The sequence below is a fragment of the Aureimonas ureilytica DSM 18598 = NBRC 106430 genome, from assembly GCF_000382705.1.
In the GTDB taxonomy this organism is placed as follows: Bacteria; Pseudomonadota; Alphaproteobacteria; order Rhizobiales; family Rhizobiaceae; genus Aureimonas; species Aureimonas ureilytica.
Window position 1 is genome coordinate 285,048 of record NZ_ARQE01000004.1, and the last position, 19,390, is coordinate 304,437.

The following is a 19,390-nucleotide window of genomic DNA, read 5'->3' on the forward strand; positions in this document are numbered from 1 at the left end:
TGACACCCGTGCCTCAGAACCCTCACCGCTCCGGCAACACGCTCGCCGACCGGCGCGCCGACTATGCCGAATCCTATGCCGGCGCGCGCGACTATGCCGCCGCCGCCGACCTGATGCGACAGGCGGTGGACCTCGCGCCCGGCTGGACGCTCGGCCGCGTGCGGCTCGCCGCCTTTCTGGAGGAGGTGGGCGAGCGAAACGAGGCGGTCGCGCTCTACCGCGCGGTTCTGGCCGAGGACGCGGCCGACCCCTACGGCGCCGGACTGAAGCTCGCCGCGATGGGTGCCGCCCCGGTGCCGGACGCGCCACCGCCCGCCTTCGTCGCCGGCCTGTTCGACCAATATGCCGAAAGCTTCGAGACCTCGCTCGTCCAGCGCCTCGGCTATTGCGTGCCGGACCATCTCTTCGCCCTGCTCGGCTCGCATTGCGCGCCCTTGCGCTTCCGCCGGGCAATGGATCTCGGGTGCGGCACGGGTCTGATGGGCGAGCGGCTGCGCCCCGTGACCGACACGCTGCACGGGCTCGATCTCTCGGTGGGCATGTTGGAGCAGGCGCGGCGCAAGCGGCTCTACGATCATCTGAGCGAGGGCGACGTCGCGCAAGCGCAGGCGCCGGACGGCCTACCTTACGACATCGTCACGGCGACCGACGTGATGAACTATCTCGGCGACCTCTCCCCCGTCTTTGCCCGCGCGCGGCAGCTGCTGGCACCCGGCGGGCTGCTCGCCTTTTCCGTCGAGACCACGCACGACCCGGCCGATGGCGGCTACGCGCTGCGGCCGTCCCTGCGCTATGTCCATTCGACCGGATTTCTCACCCAGCTCCTGCAAGCGCAGGGCTTCACCGCCGTCGCCGAGTCCGGCCTCGACATCCGCCGCGATCGGGGCGAGCCCGTGCGCGGCGCCGTGATCCTCGCGCGCCGGGGCTGAGCGGAGGCCGAGCCGCCTTTCGCGCGGCGCATGGCTTCCATGCGTTCTCTCGGGCTTTGCCGGGGAACCGGGCGATTGTAGCGTGCCGCCTTGGCCCGGCATGGAGCAGGCGTGTGACCATATCCCTCGAACAGCCCTCGGACCTTTCGAACGGAATCGAAGCCGGCCGGCTGGAGGAAGAGACCCTGCGCCGCGCCCATCGCTTCGGCGTCTGGGCCGCCACGGCGACGAAGCACAGCCCCTGGGAAGACGTGCTCGGCGTCGTCGCGGGCGTGACGCTGACGGCGCTCGGCATCGCCATGCTCGGCCATCTCGGCTTTCTGACGGGCGGCATGGCGGGTCTCGCCTTCGTGGTCCATTACTGGACCGGCTGGAATTTCGGCCTCGTCTTCTTCGTCCTCAACCTGCCCTTCTACGTGCTCGCCATCGGGCGCATGGGGCGGGCCTTCACGGTCAAGACCGCCTTCGCCGTCGCGCTTCTCTCGGTCATGACGGCCTTCAGCGGCGATCTCATCCGCTTTGCCGGTGTCCAACCGCTGCTCGGCGCCTGTCTCGGTGGCCTTCTGATCGGCTTCGGGCTGCTGGCTCTGTTCCGCCACCGCGCCTCGGCCGGCGGCGTCGGCATTCTCGCCGTCTATCTGCAGGACCGCTTCGGCTGGCGCGCGGGGCTGACGCAGCTCGGTGTCGATCTTCTCGTGCTGGTCACGGCCTTTCTCGCCGTCTCGCCGCTCGCGGTTCTCTATTCCGTCCTCGGCGCGTTGGTCCTCAACCTCTTCCTCGCGATCAACCACCGGGCTGACCGCTACCTCGCGCGGTAAGGTTCAGCTGGCGCGGTCAGGTTCGGGCGGGCGATCCGCCGCGCCGGCCTTGGCGTGCGGCAAGGCCGGCCTTACCTAATCGGGCGTGACCGCGCCCTTTCCCGCCCCCGCCCCGTCCGATCTCGTCTTCGCTCTCCCCGAGCCCTTTCTGCGCTGGTTCGCAGCCAAGGGCTGGAGCCCGCGCGCCCATCAGCTCGACCTTCTGGAGCGGGCTGAAAAGGGCGCCTCGGTTCTCCTGATCGCGCCGACCGGGGCGGGCAAGACGCTGGCGGGCTTCCTGCCCTCGCTGATCGACCTGTCGCGCCGGCCGAAGCGCGTTCCCGGCCGCAAGCCGCCGGGCGTCCACACGCTCTACATCTCGCCCCTGAAGGCGCTCGCCACCGACATTCGCCGCAATCTGGAAAAGCCGGTGGAGGAGATGGGCCTCTCCATCTCCATGGAAGCGCGCACCGGCGACACGTCGCAATCCAGGCGCCAGCGCCAGAAGCTGAAGCCGCCCGACATTCTTCTGACCACGCCCGAGCAGCTCGCGCTCCTGATCGCGAGCCCGGACGCCGACATCTTCTTCTCCGACCTCAAGACCGTGATCTTCGACGAGCTGCATTCGCTCGTCGCCTCCAAGCGCGGGCATCTTCTGGCGCTGGGCCTCGCGCGCCTTCGCAAGCTGCGGCCCGAATTGCGCACGGTCGGCCTGTCGGCCACGGTCTCCAACCCCGACGAGCTGCGCCAATGGCTGGTGGCGCAGGCGCCGGGCACCGCGCCCATGGCCGATCTCGTGACCGTCGACGGCGGCGTGAAGCCGGAGATCACGATCCTCAAATCCTCGGCCCGCGTGCCCTGGCAGGGGCATATGGCGCGCTATGCCATGCCCGAAATCTACGAGGCGATTCAGGCGCACCGCACGACGCTGCTCTTCGTCAACACGCGAAGCCAGGCCGAGCTTCTGTTTCAGGAGCTTTGGCGCATCAACGAGGACACGCTGCCCATCGCGCTCCATCATGGCTCGCTGGACGTGACGCAGCGCCGGCGCGTGGAAGCGGCCATGGCGGCCAACGAGCTGCGCGCGGTGGTCGCCACCTCGACGCTCGATCTCGGCATCGACTGGGGCGATGTCGATCTCGTGGTGCATGTCGGCGCGCCCAAGGGGGCCTCGCGTCTCGCCCAGCGCATCGGCCGCGCCAACCACCGGATGGACGAGGCGTCGAAGGCCATCCTCGTTCCGGCCAACCGGTTCGAGGTCATGGAATGCCAGGCGGCGCTCGACGCCAACTATCTCGGCGATCAGGATTCGCCGCCGATGCGCGAGGGCTGTCTCGACGTGCTCGCCCAGCATGTCCTCGGCATGGCCGTTGCCGCGCCCTTCCGCGCCGACGATCTGCACCGCGAAGTGACCATGGCCCTGCCCTATCGCGAGCTCGACCGCGAGACCTTCGACCGCGTGGTGGATTTCGTGGCGACCGGCGGCTACGCGCTGCGCGTCTACGAGCGCTACGCCAAGATCCGGCTGACGGAGGACGGGACGTGGCGGATCACGCACCCCTCCGTCGCGCAGGCCTATCGGATGAATGCCGGCACGATCATCGAGTCCGAATCGCTTCTCGTGCGCCTCATCCGCGCCAAGACGAAATCCGGCATGGCGCGCGGCGGCCCGGTTCTCGGCAAGATCGAGGAAAACTTCCTGGAGACGCTCGCCAACGGCGACACGTTTCTCTTCTCCGGCCAGGTCCTGCGCTTCGAGGGCATTCACGAGATGGAATGTCTCGTCACCAAGACGCAGGACGACGAAGCCAAGGTGCCCTATTACGGCGGGCAGAAATTCCCGCTCACGACCTTCCTGGCCGAGAAGGTCCGCGAGATGCTGGCCGATCCCGCCAAATGGGGCAGCCTGCCCTCTCAGGTCGGCGAATGGCTGGCGATCCAGAAGCGCAAGAGCGCCATTCCCGGCCCGAACGATCTGTTGATCGAGACCTTTCCGAACGGCAACCGCTTCTTTCTGGTGGCCTATCCCTTCGAGGGACGCCTTGCGCACCAGACGCTCGGCATGTTGCTGACCCGCCGGCTGGAGCGCGCCCGCGCCAAGCCCCTCGGCTTCGTCGCGACCGACTATGCCCTCTCCATCTGGGGCCGGGCCGATATGGGCGCGATGATCGCCGACGGACGCCTGTCGCTCGACGATCTCTTCGACGAGGACATGCTGGGCGACGATCTGGAAGCCTGGATGGCCGATTCCTGGCTGCTCAAACGCACCTTCCGCCAATGCGCTGTCATCAGCGGTCTCGTCATGAAGAACCAGCCGGGGCGCGAGAAGACCGGGCGGCAGATGACCGTCTCGTCCGATCTCGTCTATGACGTGCTGCGCGCGCACGAGCCCGACCACATCCTCCTGCGCGCCACCTGGGCGGATGCCGCGACCGGCCTTCTCGACGTGCGCCGCGTCTCGGACCTCCTCGGGCGCATCAAGCGGCACATCCTGCACAAGAATCTCGAGGAGATTTCGCCGCTGGCCGTGCCGATCATGCTGGAGGCGGGCCGCGAGCGGATCGAGGGCGAGGCGCGCGACGACCTGCTCGCCGAGGCCATGGAAGAGGAACTCATCATCAAGGCGCTCGGCGAGGTGAAGGATTTCCGCTCGAACTATCTCGGCTGAGCCGCTTCCTCCGCCCGGCGGTCGCTTTCGGCCAGCAGCGCGACGATGAGGTCGGATTGCGAGACGATGCCGGCGAGGCGGCCGTCCGCTTCCACCACCGGCAGGTGATGAAGGCCCGTCGCGGCCATGAGGCGCACGATATCGGCAAGCAGCGTGTCCGGCGAGACCGTGCGCACCGGGCTCGTCATGATGTCCTCGATCGAGCCGTTGGGGGCGCGCATCCGATTGAGCGTCAGTTGCAGCCGAAGCCCGACGCCGAGCCTCGGGCCGCGCGGCCCCCAGGTCGGCTTGTCCAGGAGATCGGTCTGCGTGACGATGCCGACGACGCGCGCGTCCTCGCTCGTCACCGGCAGGGTCTTGATGTGGTGCGAGCGCAGAAGCTCCAGCGCCTCCGCGATCGGCGCATCGGGCGCGATGGCGACGACGTCGCGCGACATGATCGAGGCGCAGGTCATCTGCCCCGAGCGGCGGCGATAGGATCGGATTTCGGCCTGACGCAGGATCGCTTCGAGATCGCCGCGATCGACGTCGAGAAGCTGGTCGTATTCCGCCAGAACCGCGTCGAGGTCTTCGGAGGTGAAGCCGACGCGCGCGGCGGCCGGCCTGTCCCGGGTCTGGTGCCCGGCGGCGACGGCTAATGGCCGATGCGGATAGGTGCGCCCGGCCATGCGGTTGTAGAGAATGGCCGCGATCAGCATCAGGACGGAATTGGCCATGACCGGCCAGATCACGAAGCCGTAGCCGAGCGCGTGAATGCCGGGGCCGCCAAGCACCGCCGTCAGCGCCACCGCGCCGCTCGGCGGATGCAGGCAGCGAAGGCCCATCATGAGGCCGATGGCGATGCCGATGGCGAGCGCGGCGGCCAGGAACGGATCGGGCACGAGAAGCCCGACCGTGACGCCGACCAGCGAGGACACGAGATTGCCGCCGATCAGCGACCAGGGCTGGGCGAGCGGGCTCGCCGGCACGGCGAAAAGGAGGACGGCCGAGGCGCCCATCGGCGCGATCAGGATCGGCAGCGCCGTTCCCGGTCCGAGCGCGAAGCGGCAGACGAGGCCGGTGAGGAGAATGCCGATCAGCGCGCCGAAGGCGGAGCGAAGCCGCTCCCTGAAGCTGACCGGCGGGGACGAGGGAAGAAAGGAGGCGAAGACACTCATGGTGCCCCTTATCACCGGAGCGTGATGCTTCGCCAAGAGGCTCGGAAGCTCGGCCCGCCGGCTTAAGGGTGCGGCGGGCCGAGTGGGTCAGTGACCGGCGGTCAGTTCCAGGGCGTCCGCCCGGTTCTGGATGGTCAGCTTGTCGACGATCGTGCGCGAGGCTTCGTTGAGGCCGACGGTTTCCACCTCGACCCCCGCCTTGCGGAAGCGCAGCACGACCTTGTCCAGCGCGCCGACGCCGGTGAGGTCCCAGATATGGGCGTGGGTCACGTCGATCACGACGCGCTCCAGCTTCTCCCGGACATCGAAGCTCTCGACGAAGCGCCCGGCCGAGGCGAAGAAGACCTGGCCTTCCACGCGGTAGGTCCGCGTCCGCCCATTATCCGACAGCTCCGACGAAACGCGAAAGATCTGCGCGATCTTGGAGGCGAAGAAGAGGCCGGACAGAAGCACGCCCGCAAAGACGCCGAGCGCCAGATTGTGCGTCCAGACCACGATCACCACGGTCGCCACCATGACGACGGAGGAGCGGCGCGGATGGGTGACGAGGCTCTTCAAGGAGCCCCAGTCGAACGTGCCGATGGACACCATGATCATGATGGCGACGAGCGCCGGCATGGGGATCACGGCGACCCAGTCTCCGAGCACCACGATGAGGAACAGGAGCGCGACGCCCGCGAAGAAGCAGGACAGCCGCCCGCGCCCGCCGGAGCGGATGTTGATGCCGCTCTGGCCGATCATGGCGCAGCCCGCCATGCCGCCGAAGAAACCGGTCACGGTGTTGGCGATGCCCTGGCCGACGCATTCGCGGTTCTTGTCCGAGCCCGTGTCGGTGAGATCGTCCACGACCTGCGCGGTCATCAGCGATTCCAGAAGGCCGACCAGCGCGATGCCCACGGAATAGGGGGCAATGATGCGCAGCGTTTCCAGGTCGAAGGGCACGTCCGGCAGGAGGAAGACCGGCAGGCTGGAGGGCAGCTGCCCCATGTCGCCGACCGTGCGCACCTCGATGCCGAAGGCGAGCGCGGCACCCGTGATCACCACGATCGCGACGAGCGGCGACGGCACGGCCTTGGTGATGCGCGGAAAGAGATAGATGATGGCGAGCGCCGCCGCGCAGAGCACATAGGTCATGGCGGGCACGCCGATGAGCTCGGGCAATTGCGCCAGAAAGATGAGGATCGCCAGCGCGTTGACGAAGCCGGTCATGACCGAGCGCGACACGAAGCGCATGAGATCGCCGAGCCGGCAGAAGCCGGCCACGATCTGGATGAGGCCGGCGAAGACCGTCGCGGCGAAAAGATATTGCAGCCCGTGGTCGCGCACGAGCGTAACCATGAGAACGGCGGTCGCGGCGGTCGCGGCCGAGATCATGCCGGGCCGGCCGCCGAAGATGGAAATCAGGACGGCGATGGAGAAGGAGGCGTAGAGGCCGACCTTCGGATCGACGCCCGCGATGATGGAAAAGGCGATGGCCTCGGGGATCAGCGCCAATGCGACGACCAGCCCGGACAGGAGGTCGCCCCGGACATTGCCGAACCAGTCGGCCTGCCAATTGCGTGTGGTGAACATCGGAAACAACGAAATCTCGACGACGTCCTGCCGGCTCGCTCAAGGCGGGCGGCGGTCGCATCACATTCTCAACGTCGTCTGGATTGGCCGAGGGATAGGCGCCCGGCATAGCCACTTGGGAGCCCCAAGTCCTTGTGCCCGGTCTGACTGCCTTATTTTATCCGGCGAATCAAGCCGGGCCTCGGAGTCGCACCGCCTTGCCTTCGCCACCAATTTGGATTTGAGACAGGAACAGGACTGGAACAAACGGTAAAGCAAGCGCGACCGATGAACATGATCGACCGACGATTCCGGCAAGCGGGCGGCGAAGGCGTCGAGACCACCGTCAATGGCGGCCGCCTCGTCTGCGACCCGTCGGGCATCGTCTTCTCGCCCGAGTTCGGGCTCTTGATCGTGTCGGACCTCCATCTGGAAAAGGGCGCGGCGTTCGCACGGCGCGGCATGATGCTGCCGCCCTACGACACGGCGGCGACGCTGGCGCTTCTGGACGCGGCGCTCGCGCGCTACGCGCCCACCCATGTCGTGGCGCTCGGCGACAGTTTCCACGACCGGCATGGCGCGGCGCTCATGCCCGCTCCGTTTCGCGAGCGTCTGGCCGGCCTCGTGGCGGGCCGGCGCTGGACCTGGATTTCGGGAAACCACGACCCCGAGCCGCCGGCCGGCCTTTCCGGCGAGGTGGCGGAGGAGATCGCGCTCGGCCCCTGGCTCCTGCGCCACGAGCCCTCCCCCCATGCGCGGGCGGGCGAGATCGCCGGCCATCTCCACCCCGTCGCGCGGGTTTCCGGCCGGGGCCGCTCGGTGCGGGGGGCGTGTTTCGCGACCGACGGCTCGCGCATGGTGATGCCGTCCTTCGGCGTCACCACGGGCGGGCTCAACGTGCTGGACCGCGCCTTCGACGGACTCTTCGCCCGCGAGCGGGCGAAGGCGCTGGTGATCGGCACGACGCGGATCTATCCGATCCCGTTCGGTGCTCTCTCGGCGTAAGGCTTAGAGCGCCACGGGCTGTGCCGTCGCGAAGGCGACCGCGACCATGCAGAGCACGACGACGACGGTGAGCACGAGGCGCAGCTGGGCGTACCAGGGCGTTTCGATGCGCCCTTCGCGGGTCGCGGTGTAGTCCCAGACGCCCTGCACGCTGAAGGCGACGGCGAAGCCGACGAAGTTCCAGGGCTGGGGAAGCTGCACGAAGACCCAGGCCGCGAGCGAGGGGATCACCGACAGGGCAAGGGTCGTCGGGCTCTTGCGCGCGGTCTCGTTCAGGGCCGCGCCCCAGCGCGCGCCGCCGAGAAACGACAGGATCACGGCGGCCCAGGCGGACACGGCGAGCCAGAGATAGGACGGGTCCGCGATCTCCGAATAGGTGGCGATCAGCAGCGTTCCGACCACGAAGGGCACGAGGCCGCCGACGCCCAGAATCCAGCCGGCGCGGACGAGTTGGTCGGCCCGGCTGCGGGCCGGCGCGTCCTGAGCGAAAGTCTGCATGAAGGTCAGTCCCGTTTGAAGATGATGCGGCCGAACCAGCCGGTGAACACGGCGACCAGAACGGCCACGAGGCCGTAAAGCGCGCCGTTGCGAGCGGCAAACACGGAAATCTGGCTTTCGATCCCCGTCTTCACCACCCAGAGGTCTTCCGAGCGCTCGCGCACGAAACTCCCCTCGCGGAACAAAATAGCGCGCGCGACGTGGCGGCCCACCGGCATATCGGGCGGCAGGGTCAGATTGGCGCGAAACAAGGTGGCGCTGACGAACTCGATCGCGCCCGAGGTCTCGGCGTAGAGACCGGCGGCCTTCTTGGCTTCGACCAGGGCGTCGGCATAGAGCTGCGTGTCGGTGGGAGAGCCGTTGCGCGAGGGCGTGCGCTCGAAGGCCTGGTTGGCGACGCCGATGCCGAGCTGGCGCAGCGTGACGCCGGGCGCGATGTCCTGGATCGGGCGCGTCGAGACGAGCGAATAGGAGGCCGGCACGCTTTCGAAGCGCTCCGAGCCGCGATTGAGCCAGATGCCGAAGGTGCGCTTCTTCTCGCGCACAACGAGATTGCTGCGCGGCCCCTCCAGGATCACCACGATATCGTAGCGCCCCTGGCGCATGATGCGCGGATCGGCATTGTCGAGCGCGCCGAACACGACGAGCCGTGTGCCGCCGAAATTCGAGCCGACCGCGATCATCTCGGTGGAGAGGCCGATCTGGAAGCTTTCGGGCACGGGCGGCGGATCGGCGGCCGGAGCTGTTGCCGCCGGAGTGGGGACCGGCGCGCGCGTCTGCGCCCCTGCGGCGGTGGCGAGGAGAGAGAGCCCGAGAAGGAGCGCCAGCCGCCTCATCCGCTTTCGCCGCTCGGCAGGCTGATCGTGAAAATGTCGGTCGGCACCACGACGAGCTCCACGAAAAGGCGCACGGCGACCGCGAGAACGAGGAGCGCCAGAAGCGCGCGAAGCTGCTCGCCGCGCAGCTTGCGACCGGCTTCGGCGCCGAACTGCGCGCCGACGACGCCCCCGATCATCAGGAGAAAGGCCAGAACCACGTCCACCGTCCCGTTGGTGGCGGACTGGAGAACCGTCGTCACCGCCGCCGTGAACATGATCTGCACCAGCGAGGTGCCGATCACGACGCTGGTCGGCACGCGCAGGAGGTAGATCATGGCGGGCACCATGATGAAGCCGCCGCCGACGCCCATGACCGAGCCGAGAACGCCGATCGCGAAGCCGAGGCCGAGCACCGGCACGACCGAGACATAGAGCTTGGAGCGCTTGAAGCGCATCTTGAACGGCAGGCCGTGGACCCAGCTGTGCTGGCCCGTGCGCCGCACCTCGCCCGAGCCGCCGCCCTTCACGCGGCGGATGGCGCGGATGCTTTCGGCCAGCATCAGGCCGCCCACCGTGCCGAGGAGGAGGACGTAGAGGACCGAAACGGCGAAATCGAGCTGGCCGAGCCGGCGCAGCAATGTGAACAGCCAGACGCCGACGCCCGAGCCCACCGCGCCTCCGAGGATCAACATCAGGCCGAGCTTCAGATCCACCGTCCCGCGCTTGTAATGGGCGAGCGCGCCGGAGACGGACGAGGCGATGACCTGATTGGCGCCGGTGGCGACGGCGACGGCCGGGGGGATGTTGTAGAAGATCAGAAGCGGCGTGATCAGGAAGCCGCCGCCCACTCCGAACATGCCCGACAGAAAGCCGACCGCCGCGCCCATCCCGACGATGACGAAAATGTTGACCGAGATCTCGGCGATCGGAAGATAGAGCGTCACGGGTTTCAACTCGCCGACTGGAGGCTGCTGGAACGCTCGAAAGGTTCGGGCACGAAAAAAGGGCAGCCCCGTCTTAGGGCTGCCCTTCGCGTCAAGTCAAATGCCATCGGGCCTTCCCGAGCGCTGAGGTTCGGATCAGGCGTCCTTGCGGTCGAGAAGCGCGCGGATCAGCGGCTCGTCGATCTGGCCGGTGGCCTGGAGGCCGGCCTTTTCCTGGAACTTGCGGATGGCGGCGGTGGTCTGCTCGCCGACCACGCCGTCCGGGCGGCCCGGATTGTAGCCGAGCTTCAGGAGGATGGCCTGAACGTTGCGGATCGCCTTGGTCATGTCCACCGAGGCGGTCTGGCCGGACTTCTCGGTCCAGCTGGCGGGAATGTTGACCGTGTTGACGGCGTCGATGCGCGGCTCGGGCTTCCAATCGGCCGTCTGCGCGTCGATCTCCTTGCGAAGCTCGGGCGCGAGCGACTTGCCGACCTCTTCGGACTTGTTCTGCGCGTCCTTGTCGCCGGCGGCGCCGACGATGCGGAACCAGCGGTAGGACTCGCCGAGATTCTGTTCCACGCCGACGCCCCGGGCATAAAGGATGCCGAGATTGTACTGGCTGTCGCGCATCCCGTGCTGGGCGGCGCGCAGGAACCATTCGGCCGCGGTCTTGGGCTCGGATGCGCCTTCGATTCCCGTGGCGTAGAGAACCGCCAGATTGTGCATGGCGCGGATGTTGCCCTGGTCGGCCGCGAGGCGATACCAGTCGCGCGCCGCGCCCGTGTCGCGGGCGACGCCGTTGCCCTTCTCGAACAGGGTGCCCACGCTGTACTGGGCCGGCGCATAGCCGCGCGAAGCGGCCTGGGCGAACCAGACCATGGCCGCCTTCGGGTCGGACGGCGCGGTGCGCCCTTCCATGAGGCGCAGGCCGATCTCGAACATCGCCATCGGATCGCCCTGGGTGGCGGCGTTCGTCAGCGCCTGCGGGCCGATCTTGCCGGGCATGGCCGGCAGCGCGCCGCGTGCCTCGGCCGGCAGGCGGGCTTCGGCGGTGGCCAGAAGCGGCGAAGCGTCGGCATTGGTGGCGGCCGGCGCGAGGGACGCGGCGACCACCGGCGCGGCGGCGGCAGCGGGCTCGCTCGCCTCGGGCGTCGCGACTTCGGCAACCGCTGGGGCAACCGCCGGGACGGCGACGGCGGCCGGAGCCTCCGGCGCGGCGGCCATGGCGGCCGCGGGTTCGGCGGCCTCCATCGGCGCTTGCGCGGCGGTCTCGCTCATGATTTCGGGCGCGGCCGTAGCTGCGGGCTCGGCGCTGCCGAGGCGCTGCGGCTCGGCGGCCGGCGGCGTGATCGCGGGCGCGGCGGGGGCAAAGGTCGGCGCTTCCAGCGCGGGGACGGGAAGAGCGGGGGCGCGGGGGGCGACCTCGATCGACGCGGCGGGCGCGGAAACGGCGCTCTGCGTCTCATCCGGCTGGCCGGCGAGGTAGCGCTGGCCGAGCGGAATGGCCATGAGCGCCAGAAGCACGGCGCCGACCGCCATCAGAATGGGCTTGCGACGACGGCTGCCGCGCTCGCTTTCGTTCTCGCCGAGCAGCGGCTCGGCCTTCAGCGCTTCGGCTTCGGCGGCAGCGGCCATGGCGGCCTTGCGGGCGGCGGCGATGAAGTCGGCCTTGGCGACGGAATCGGCGCTCTCGGCCCCGGCGCGCTGCTGGGTGCGCACGCGCTCGATCAGGGCCGCGATGTCGGGCGCGCCGGAGCCGGGCTCCAGCGGACGGTCGGCCTCGCGCGACACGACGCTGTCGGCGGCGTCGAGCGAGGGCGCGTCGATCTCGGTGGTCGGCTGGGCGCGCGCCATCGGCGGCACGGGCACGACGGGCGTCGGCCGGATGCGCTCGGCGAGGCTCGGCATCGGCTCGGCGGCCGCGGCGTTGCGCTCGGGGCGGCGCAGGCGCGAGAGCGCCCCGCGCAGGCCGCGCGGCTCCTCCGCCTCCTGGGATGCGTCCGCGTCGGCCGGCGTCATGGCCGGGGCCATCGCCATGGCCGGCAGAACCGGCGCGACGGACATGGATGCGCCGCGCGCGGGCTCGGTGCGAAGCTCGCTCTCGATCGCGGTCAGGCGATCGACGATCTTCACCAGCGTCGTGTGAACGGCGTCGAACACGCCGACCGCACGCTCGTCGGACTGGCGGCAAAGGTCTTCGAGGCGGCGCAGGTCACCGGCGAGATCGCGCACATAGGCGTTCTGGCGATTGTCCTCGCCGGCCTGCATCCGGCGCACGGCCTCTTCGGCAGCGGCGCGGGCGGCGGCGACGACGCTGTCGCGGTCGCTGTCGAACTTGCGCTCCAGCGCTTCCAGGCGGCGGGAGACTTCGGAGGAATCGACGTCCATCAGCGCGGGGGCGCCGGCCAGCACCTCGGCCAGACGGCCGATCTGGTTCTCCAGCGAGCGGATCACGTCATTGTCGACGCCGACCGCGCCGGCCGACTGTTCCAGCCGGTCGGCCAGCGCCTGAAGGCGGGCTTCCAGCGCGTTGGAGGCGAGCTCGCCGCCGGTGGTGCGGAACAGGCGCTCGACGCGCTCGCTCAAACGGTCGATCCGCGCGCCGATCTCGTCGGCGGCCGGGCGGGCGGAGAGTTCCTCGATCTGTTCCGACAGGGCGGCGATCTGCGCCGACAGAAGCTCGGCGTCGCCCGTTTCGGCGATCCGGTCGACCCGGCCGGCGAGCTCGGCGACGCGCGCCTCGATGCGCTGCAGGGGGCCGCTCGCGCTTTCCCCGGCCGAGGCGAGGCCACCTGACAGGATCGCGGCGGAGATTTCGTCGAGGCGCTCCTCCAGAACCGCAAAATGGCTGAGATCGGGCTCGCGGATTTCGGCGGCGAGCTGCTCGACGCTGGAGGACAGCGCCTGGATGCGCGCTTCCATCTGGTCGAGATGCAGCGTCTCGGGCAGGCCGACCAGCGCCTTCTCGATCTCGCCCATGCGCTCCGACAGGCGGCCGATGCCCGCTTCCAGCTCGCGGATCGGCAGCTTGGCGGTCATCGCCTCGAAGCGCGCCTCGATCGCCGCGCCGCTGGCTTCGCTGGACAGCTCGTCGAGCTTGGAGCGAAGCGTGTCGAGCTCGCCCTTCAGGACGCGCGTCAGCGTTTCCTCGGTCTGGGTGCGGACCGTGTCGACATAGCGCGCTTCGAATTCCTCCCAGCGCTGCTGGACGGCCTGGATCTGCTCTTCGGTGGAGAGCGAGCGCAGCGAGCCGCGCAGGCGCTCCAGCTCCACGCGCAGGTCGCGCTTGGCCTGGCTGTCGAGTTCGATCCGGTCGGCGATGCGCGCCTCGAACTCGTCCCAGCGCTGCTGCACGGCCTGGACGGATTCCTCGCGCGCCATCTGCGAGACCATGGTCGAGACGGTGTCGAGCTCGGCCCGCAGCTCCATCAGCGAGGCCTGATCGGCATTGCTCGCCGTCAGCTCGGTGAGCTGCTCCATCAGCGCGAAGATTTCGGCGCCGATCTTGTCGGCGCCCTTGGACTCGCCGACGAGGCGCTTGATCTCGCCGAGCGAGGCCCGCATCTCCTCGAAGCGCTGCACCAGATGACCGCCGACGACGCTGGTCTGGATTTCGCCGCGCAGCGCGGTGACGTCGGCCGCCAGTTCCTTGATCACGGAAAGCGCCGCGCCCTGGGCCTGAAGATCGCCGATCTCTCCCGCGATCGAGCCGAGCCGCTTGTCGGCGGGCTGCGGCGCGCGGGCGGCGGGGCGCTTGGCGGCGGGGGCTGCGTCCATTCGACGCTCGAGCGCCAGCGGCGAGGCGGCGGCATCGAGCGCCGGGCGCGCGGCGCGGCGGGCGGCGGCGATGGAGCGAAGACGGGCGGCGGCATCGCGCGCCGGCTGCTCGGCCGCCACGGTTTCCGCCGCGTCGCCGGCCGGCCGCTTGCCCATGGAAAGCCGCGTCAGCCGGGCTTCCAAATCTTCCAACGTCTTGGACAGGGAGGTAAAGGACCCTTCCGCCATGGGCGCCTCGGCATCGGACCGTGCCTTCAAATGCGGATCGTTGCGCGACATGCCGTCTTCCTCTTGGTCCAAGGTCCCGTCGTGGTCGCGCGGCTCTTGGGAAAAGAACCGAACCGCCGCTCCGGTGGGTTGACGATCGATTAAGGTCGAACCCTTTTGTTAAGGGACTATAAAGACAACCGGGATTGAAGCTGGATTCCTGTCGGGCGAGCGCTTGGCGGCAATGGGTGAAATTCCTACAGGTTTATGAATCGGACGGGTGAGGTCACCCGCGCGGACACGAAATGGCAGGCGCGCTGAGAGGCGCGAAGATGTATGACGCAACCCAATGAGGACACGAGCGAGCAGGAATTCCGCATCACGGCGGACCAATTGCTCAGCTTCGACGACCCGGGCCGGGACAAGCTGGAGGAATTCCGGATCGGCGACCTGTCGCGCGAATTCGGGGTGACGCTTCGCACGCTGCGCTTCTACGAGGATCGCGGCCTCCTTTCGCCCGAACGGCGCGGCACGACGCGCATCTATTCGCGGCGCGACCGGATGCGCCTGCGGCTGGTCCTGCTCGCCAAGATTCTCGGCTTCTCCCTGACCGAGGCCAAGCAGCTCATCGACCTTCGCGAACAGTCCGACGGGCAGCGCAAGCAGCTCAAGACGGCGCTGGTGCGCTTCGAGGAGCAGCGCCAGATCCTGCAGGACCAGAAGCGCGAGATCGAGGAGTCGCTTGAAGCCATGCGCCTGACGACGGACTTCGTGCAGAACTGCCTCACCAAACTCGGCTGATCTGCGGCGCCTTTCAGGCGCTTTCGTGCCGCAAAGCCCTGCGGCGCGGGCACCCTTACGGGTCGCAGCCATCACCTATGAACGAATTATGAAGGAATTGGCGAAACAGCCGTGCATTTGAGTAAGGCGACCTATGCACTCCTACGCATAGCTCTTCGTGCTGCGGTGCATCATATTGGGGATGGGAGTTGAACAGACCCCTATCCTATCGAGGCTTTTATGATGACCGCCCAAACCGAACGCCACGGAGCCCAGCCGGCCCATCTCGGCTACTCCTCGCGCCGCCCTGCCGGTGCGGACCGTTCGCGTCCGTCGAATCGTTCGCTGCAGAGCGGCCGTGCCGTCTTCCTGGAAATGGACCCGCTGACCAATCTCTCCGGTCTGCGCGGCTCCATGTTCGAGTCGGCCGCGCCCCAGCGCTTCTAAGCCCGCAAGGCCCCGCCGAAAGGCTGGGCCGACCATTTTCCCTGATCGCGAGCCCGGCCGCTCTTCGAGAGCAGCCGGGCTCGTTTCGTTTGTGGCCTCGTTGCGTTCGCGACCCCGTTTCGTTCGTGGAGGGCCGCCGCGCCCTTCCGGGCGCGGCGCCGGTCAGTCCAGCGGCCGATCGTTGCGGGTGAGATGCAGCGTCACCCATTCGTCGCGGCGCAGCGTCTTGCGATGGAACAGGCCCTGCACGCGATAGGCGGCCAGCACCGCATCGCGCTGCTTGGCGAGAATGCCGGACAGGACGAGATCGCCTCCATCGCCAAGTTGGCGCGCCATCTGCGGAGCGAGCATCATCAAGGGCCGCGCCAGGATATTGGCGACGATCAGCGAAAAGGGCGCATAGGCCGCGAAGGCCGGGCCGTCGAAGCCCTTCGCCGTTTCGGCGCGCACGAAATTGTGCTGGCCGTTGGCGCGGATGTTCTCTCTCGCCACCAGCGTCGCGACCGGATCGATATCGGTCGCCAGAACCGGCACGCGCGCGAGCTTGGCGATGGCGATCGCCAGAACCGCGCTGCCCGTGCCGAGATCCAGCGCATTCACCGGCCGGCGGCGGCGCACCACCTCCTCGATCATCGACAGGCAGCCCGCCGTGGTGCCGTGATGTCCCGTGCCGAAGGCCTGCCCCGCCTCGATCTCGATCGACAGGTCGTGCGGGCGCACCTTGTCGCGGTCATGCGCGCCATGCACCAGGAAGCGGCCGGCGCGCACGGGCTTCAGGTCCGCCAGGACCTGCGCCATCCAATCGATATCGGGCAGATCCTCGCGGGTCGGCTCCAGCGGCGCGAAGGCGGCATCGAGGGTCTGCGCGTCGGTGTCCGCCTCGCCCTCGAAATAAACCGAGGCCTCGTGGAGATCGGCATCCTCGTCGATCTCGATATGGGCGATCGGCCAGCCCTCGTCCGCGAAGGCGGCGTCGAGGCGCTCGTAGAGCGCTTGCGTGACCTGTTTGCCGCCACGGGCAAAATAACGAACCTGGCCCAAGGGCGGTCCCTTCCTGGTGGTTGTAACGGATCGATCAGGCGCCGAGGCGCTCCAGCTTGAGCTTCGCGGTGGCCGGGTCCTCGCCAAAGGCGATCGTGCCCCGCAGCGCGCCGGTCCGGTCGAGAAGCAGGACCGAGGCGGTGTGGTCCATCGTGTAGTCCGCGCCCTGCGGCACCTTCTTGAAATAGATGCCGTAGCTCTTCAGCATGGCCTCGACTTGCGCGTCGTCGCCGGTCAGCGCGGTCACGTCGTCGGACAAGGCGCCGACATAGGTGCGCAGGATCTCCGGCGTGTCGCGCGCGGGATCGACGGTGACGAAGACGATATTGAGGTCGCGCCCGTCCGCCTTCAGCGCCTTCTGGTAGCCCGCCAGTTCGTACAGCGTCGTCGGGCAGACGTCCGGGCAATGGGTGAAGCCGAAGAACAGGGCGGTGGGGCGTCCGCGCAGGACGGCCTCCGTCACCGGGGCGCCGCGCTGGTCCACGAGCTGGAACGGGCCGCCATAGGCCGGGCCGCTCATCGCGTCGCCGACCTCCTTGCGACCGAGCGCGAAGACGAGGATCATGAGCGCCAGGACGGCGGCCACGAGAAACCACAGCGCATAGCGCAGCGCGCGGGCGCGGCTGCGACGGGGGGTCGGTTCGGGTCGGGCCATGGCGTTTGCTCCTGTCTCGGCTCATCGGATACATCAGCCGGGCCGGGCGGCAAAGCCGCCTCTCCCCTTCCCGCGCGCCGAGGCCCTTCGATGACCCAACTCGCCGAGCCCGATCTGCGCTTCCGGGCCGACGAACCCAAGCAGCATCCGAGCGCGGAGCTGAAGGACACCAGGCTCGGCCGCTTCTGCGACATCGGGCAGCGGGTGAAGCTGCGCGACGTGACGGTCGGCGACTACACCTATTTCGAGCGCGGCGGCGAAGCCGTGCAGACGGATATCGGCAAGTTCGGCTCGATCGCCGCCCATGTGCGCATCAACGCGCTGGAACATCCGACCGAGCGCGTCACCACGCACAAGATCACCTATCGCCCGAACGAGTATTTCCGCTTTCTCGGCGTCGACCACGGCTTTCGCGAACGCCGGGCGGCGCGGCGCGTTTCGATCGGCCACGATGTCTGGATCGGCCATGGCGCGGTGATCCTGCCGGGCGTCACGGTCGGAACCGGCGCGGTGATCGGGGCCGGCGCGGTGGTGACGCGCGACGTCGCACCTTATGCGATCGTGGCGGGCGTGCCGGCGCGCCCCCTGCGGATGCGCTTTGCGCCCGAGATCGCTGAGCGCCTCCTGCGCCTCGCCTGGTGGGACTGGCCGCGCGAGCGTCTGTTCGAGGCGATCCCCGACATGCAGACGCTGCCGATCGAGCATTTCCTCGCACGCTGGGAAGAGCGCGCTCTCAGCCCCGACGCTCCGCCGTGAGGAAGTAGAGAAGCGCGAGCGCGGGAAAGAAGCCGCCGAGCGCGGCGACGCCCTGCCAGCCGAAGCGCTCCAGAATGGGGCTGGTGAGGCTCGACCCGAGCGCGCCGCCGAGAAAGAAGGTCGTCATGTAGACGGCGTTCAGCCGGTTGCGGATCGCGGCGTCGAGCTGAAAGATCTCGCGCTGGCCGATCACCAGATTGGCCTGCACGCCGAGATCGACGAGAATGCCGGCGACCACCAGCGCGGCCAGCGAATGGGTGCCGAGAAACGCGATCAGCATGGCCACGAGAACCAGCGAGATGGCGATCAGCGTGCCCCGGCGCGAATGGCCGCGATCGGCCATGCGGCCCGCCACCGGCGCGGCCAGAACGCCGAGCGCGCCGCTCAAGGTGAAGAGCGCCACCCATTGCGGCGAGAGATTGTAGGGCTCGCGCAGGAGAAGGATCGGCGCGCCGGTCCAGAAGGCGCCGAAAGCGGCAAAGAGCCCGGCATGATAGAGGGCGCGGCGACGCAGGACGGGCTCGGTCAGGAACAGGCGCCCGAGCGAGCGGATCAGCGTCCCGTAGCGCTCGCGCCCCGCCGGGCGGCGCGCGGGAAACAGGCGGCTTCCGGCCAGGGCCAGACCCGCCACGAGAAGCGCCGAGAGAAGGAAGATGCCCCGCCAGCCGGCAAAGCCCGCCACGAAGCTCGACACCGGCCGCGCCAGGAGGATGCCGCCGAGAAGGCCGGTCATGATGTTGCCGACGATGCGCCCGCGCTCCTCGGCCGGCGCGAAGCTGGCCGCGAGCGGCACGATCATCTGCGCGGCGGTGGAAGCGACGCCGACCAGAAGCGTGAGTGCGAGAAGAAGCGGCAGGCTGGGCGTCAGCGCCAGCGCGACGAGGCCGAGCGCGGCGGCGGCCATGGTGAGAAGGATGAGCCGCCGGTTTTCCACGACGTCGCCGAGCGGCACGAGACAGACGAGGCCGAGCGCGTAGCCGATCTGCGAGGCGGTGACGATCAGGCTTTCCATGGCCGGGCTCATGCCGAGATCGGCGCCGATCAGCGCCACCACCGGCTGGGCGTAATAGAGATTGGCCGCGAGCGCGCCGGCCGACAGCGCCATGGCGAAGGCCGCGGCGCGCGACAGGCGCGGCGCGGCGCCCTCAGGGGCGGTGCGGCTGGATTCGGTCGGTCGAGCAAGGTTCGGCGAGGTCACGATCGACGCTCCCTTGGATGGCTTGATGGGCGACTTGATGGGTCAGCTTGACTGTCCCTTACGCCTCCCTTCCCACCGGCGGAAGGCACTCGGCGGGCGGGCGATGGCGAAATCTTGATCGCCCCTCCCCGACTCGTTCCCCCTCCAGCGCTTCTCAGGCCGGTCTTCGGCTTCCTATAT

16 protein-coding genes and 1 other annotated feature are annotated in these 19,390 nt (G+C 68.7%); of the genes, 7 read left to right on the forward strand and 9 right to left on the reverse strand.

From position 1 onward, the window contains the following. Positions 1–8 precede the first annotated feature (8 nt). The 3 genes from B146_RS0111385 to B146_RS0111395 all read left to right on the forward strand — a co-directional run bounded on the left by B146_RS0111385 (position 9) and on the right by B146_RS0111395 (position 4,394). Positions 9–929: a class I SAM-dependent DNA methyltransferase gene (locus tag B146_RS0111385; protein WP_026358539.1), complete on the forward strand. Its 921-nt coding sequence runs from the start codon at positions 9–11 to the stop codon at positions 927–929. Positions 930–1,099: 170 nt separating this feature from the next. After that, positions 1,100–1,747: a YitT family protein gene (locus B146_RS0111390; RefSeq protein ID WP_407638548.1), complete on the forward strand. Its 648-nt coding sequence runs from the start codon at positions 1,100–1,102 to the stop codon at positions 1,745–1,747. Between the two features lie 85 nt (positions 1,748–1,832). Beyond that, positions 1,833–4,394, forward strand: coding sequence for a ligase-associated DNA damage response DEXH box helicase (locus B146_RS0111395; RefSeq protein ID WP_019996571.1), 2,562 nt, complete (start codon positions 1,833–1,835; stop codon positions 4,392–4,394). Here the strand turns inward: B146_RS0111395 and B146_RS0111400 are convergent. Both B146_RS0111400 and B146_RS0111405 read right to left on the reverse strand, forming a co-directional pair. Continuing rightward, positions 4,382–5,551 carry an HPP family protein gene (locus tag B146_RS0111400; RefSeq protein WP_019996572.1) on the reverse strand — a complete coding sequence of 390 codons (1,170 nt, stop codon included), beginning with the start codon at positions 5,549–5,551 and terminating at the stop codon, positions 4,382–4,384. The two genes, B146_RS0111395 and B146_RS0111400, sit on opposite strands and share 13 nt — an antisense overlap. An 87-nt stretch (positions 5,552–5,638) precedes the next feature. After that, entirely contained in the window at positions 5,639–7,123 is a 1,485-nt protein-coding gene (locus B146_RS0111405) for a SulP family inorganic anion transporter (protein ID WP_019996573.1), read from the reverse strand. Positions 7,124–7,204: 81 nt separating this feature from the next. Beyond that, positions 7,205–7,258, reverse strand: a sequence feature (sul1 is cis-regulatory element that is thought to sense ions involved in sulfur or methionine metabolism; They are found in Alphaproteobacteria). A gap of 138 nt (positions 7,259–7,396) precedes the next feature. On the opposite strand from B146_RS0111405, the gene pdeM reads away from it, so the two are divergent. Next, on the forward strand, positions 7,397–8,107 hold the full coding sequence (gene pdeM / locus B146_RS0111410) for a ligase-associated DNA damage response endonuclease PdeM (protein ID WP_322786367.1): 711 nt from the start codon (positions 7,397–7,399) through the stop codon (positions 8,105–8,107). Between the two features lie 3 nt (positions 8,108–8,110). Here pdeM and B146_RS27735 read toward each other — a convergent pair whose 3' ends face one another. The 4 genes from B146_RS27735 to B146_RS0111430 form a co-directional block, all read right to left on the reverse strand. Beyond that, a complete protein-coding gene (locus B146_RS27735; protein ID WP_019996575.1) occupies positions 8,111–8,605 on the reverse strand; it encodes a DUF3429 domain-containing protein in 495 nt (164 codons plus the stop codon). Between the two features lie 5 nt (positions 8,606–8,610). After that, a complete protein-coding gene (locus tag B146_RS0111420; protein ID WP_019996576.1) occupies positions 8,611–9,441 on the reverse strand; it encodes a TIGR02186 family protein in 831 nt (276 codons plus the stop codon). Continuing rightward, complete coding sequence (locus B146_RS0111425; protein WP_019996577.1) at positions 9,438–10,367, reverse strand: sulfite exporter TauE/SafE family protein; 930 nt, start codon at positions 10,365–10,367, stop codon at positions 9,438–9,440. The genes B146_RS0111420 and B146_RS0111425 overlap by 4 nt, the downstream gene beginning before the upstream one ends. A gap of 135 nt (positions 10,368–10,502) precedes the next feature. Further along, positions 10,503–14,405, reverse strand: a complete 3,903-nt coding sequence (locus B146_RS0111430; protein ID WP_019996578.1) for a peptidoglycan-binding protein — start codon at positions 14,403–14,405, stop codon at positions 10,503–10,505. Positions 14,406–14,669: 264 nt separating this feature from the next. Between B146_RS0111430 and B146_RS0111435 the strand changes: the two genes are divergently transcribed. Together B146_RS0111435 and B146_RS0111440 are read left to right on the forward strand one after the other, a co-directional pair. Then, complete coding sequence (locus tag B146_RS0111435; RefSeq protein ID WP_019996579.1) at positions 14,670–15,134, forward strand: MerR family transcriptional regulator; 465 nt, start codon at positions 14,670–14,672, stop codon at positions 15,132–15,134. 222 nt (positions 15,135–15,356) lie between these two features. Then, complete coding sequence (locus B146_RS0111440) at positions 15,357–15,560, forward strand: hypothetical protein (RefSeq protein ID WP_155897459.1); 204 nt, start codon at positions 15,357–15,359, stop codon at positions 15,558–15,560. A 162-nt stretch (positions 15,561–15,722) separates the two neighbouring features. Here the strand turns inward: B146_RS0111440 and B146_RS0111445 are convergent, their stop codons facing one another. Then, positions 15,723–16,601, reverse strand: a complete 879-nt coding sequence (locus B146_RS0111445; protein ID WP_019996581.1) for a 50S ribosomal protein L11 methyltransferase — start codon at positions 16,599–16,601, stop codon at positions 15,723–15,725. Positions 16,602–16,635: 34 nt separating this feature from the next. Continuing rightward, a complete protein-coding gene (locus B146_RS0111450) occupies positions 16,636–17,256 on the reverse strand; it encodes an SCO family protein (protein WP_019996582.1) in 621 nt (206 codons plus the stop codon). A 90-nt stretch (positions 17,257–17,346) separates the two neighbouring features. On the opposite strand from B146_RS0111450, the gene B146_RS0111455 reads away from it, so the two are divergent. Continuing rightward, positions 17,347–18,012, forward strand: coding sequence for a DapH/DapD/GlmU-related protein (locus tag B146_RS0111455; RefSeq protein WP_019996583.1), 666 nt, complete (start codon positions 17,347–17,349; stop codon positions 18,010–18,012). On the opposite strand, the gene B146_RS0111460 is transcribed toward B146_RS0111455, so the two are convergent. Continuing rightward, on the reverse strand, positions 17,990–19,210 hold the full coding sequence (locus B146_RS0111460; protein WP_019996584.1) for an MFS transporter: 1,221 nt from the start codon (positions 19,208–19,210) through the stop codon (positions 17,990–17,992). The two genes, B146_RS0111455 and B146_RS0111460, sit on opposite strands and share 23 nt — an antisense overlap. Positions 19,211–19,390 lie beyond the last annotated feature (180 nt).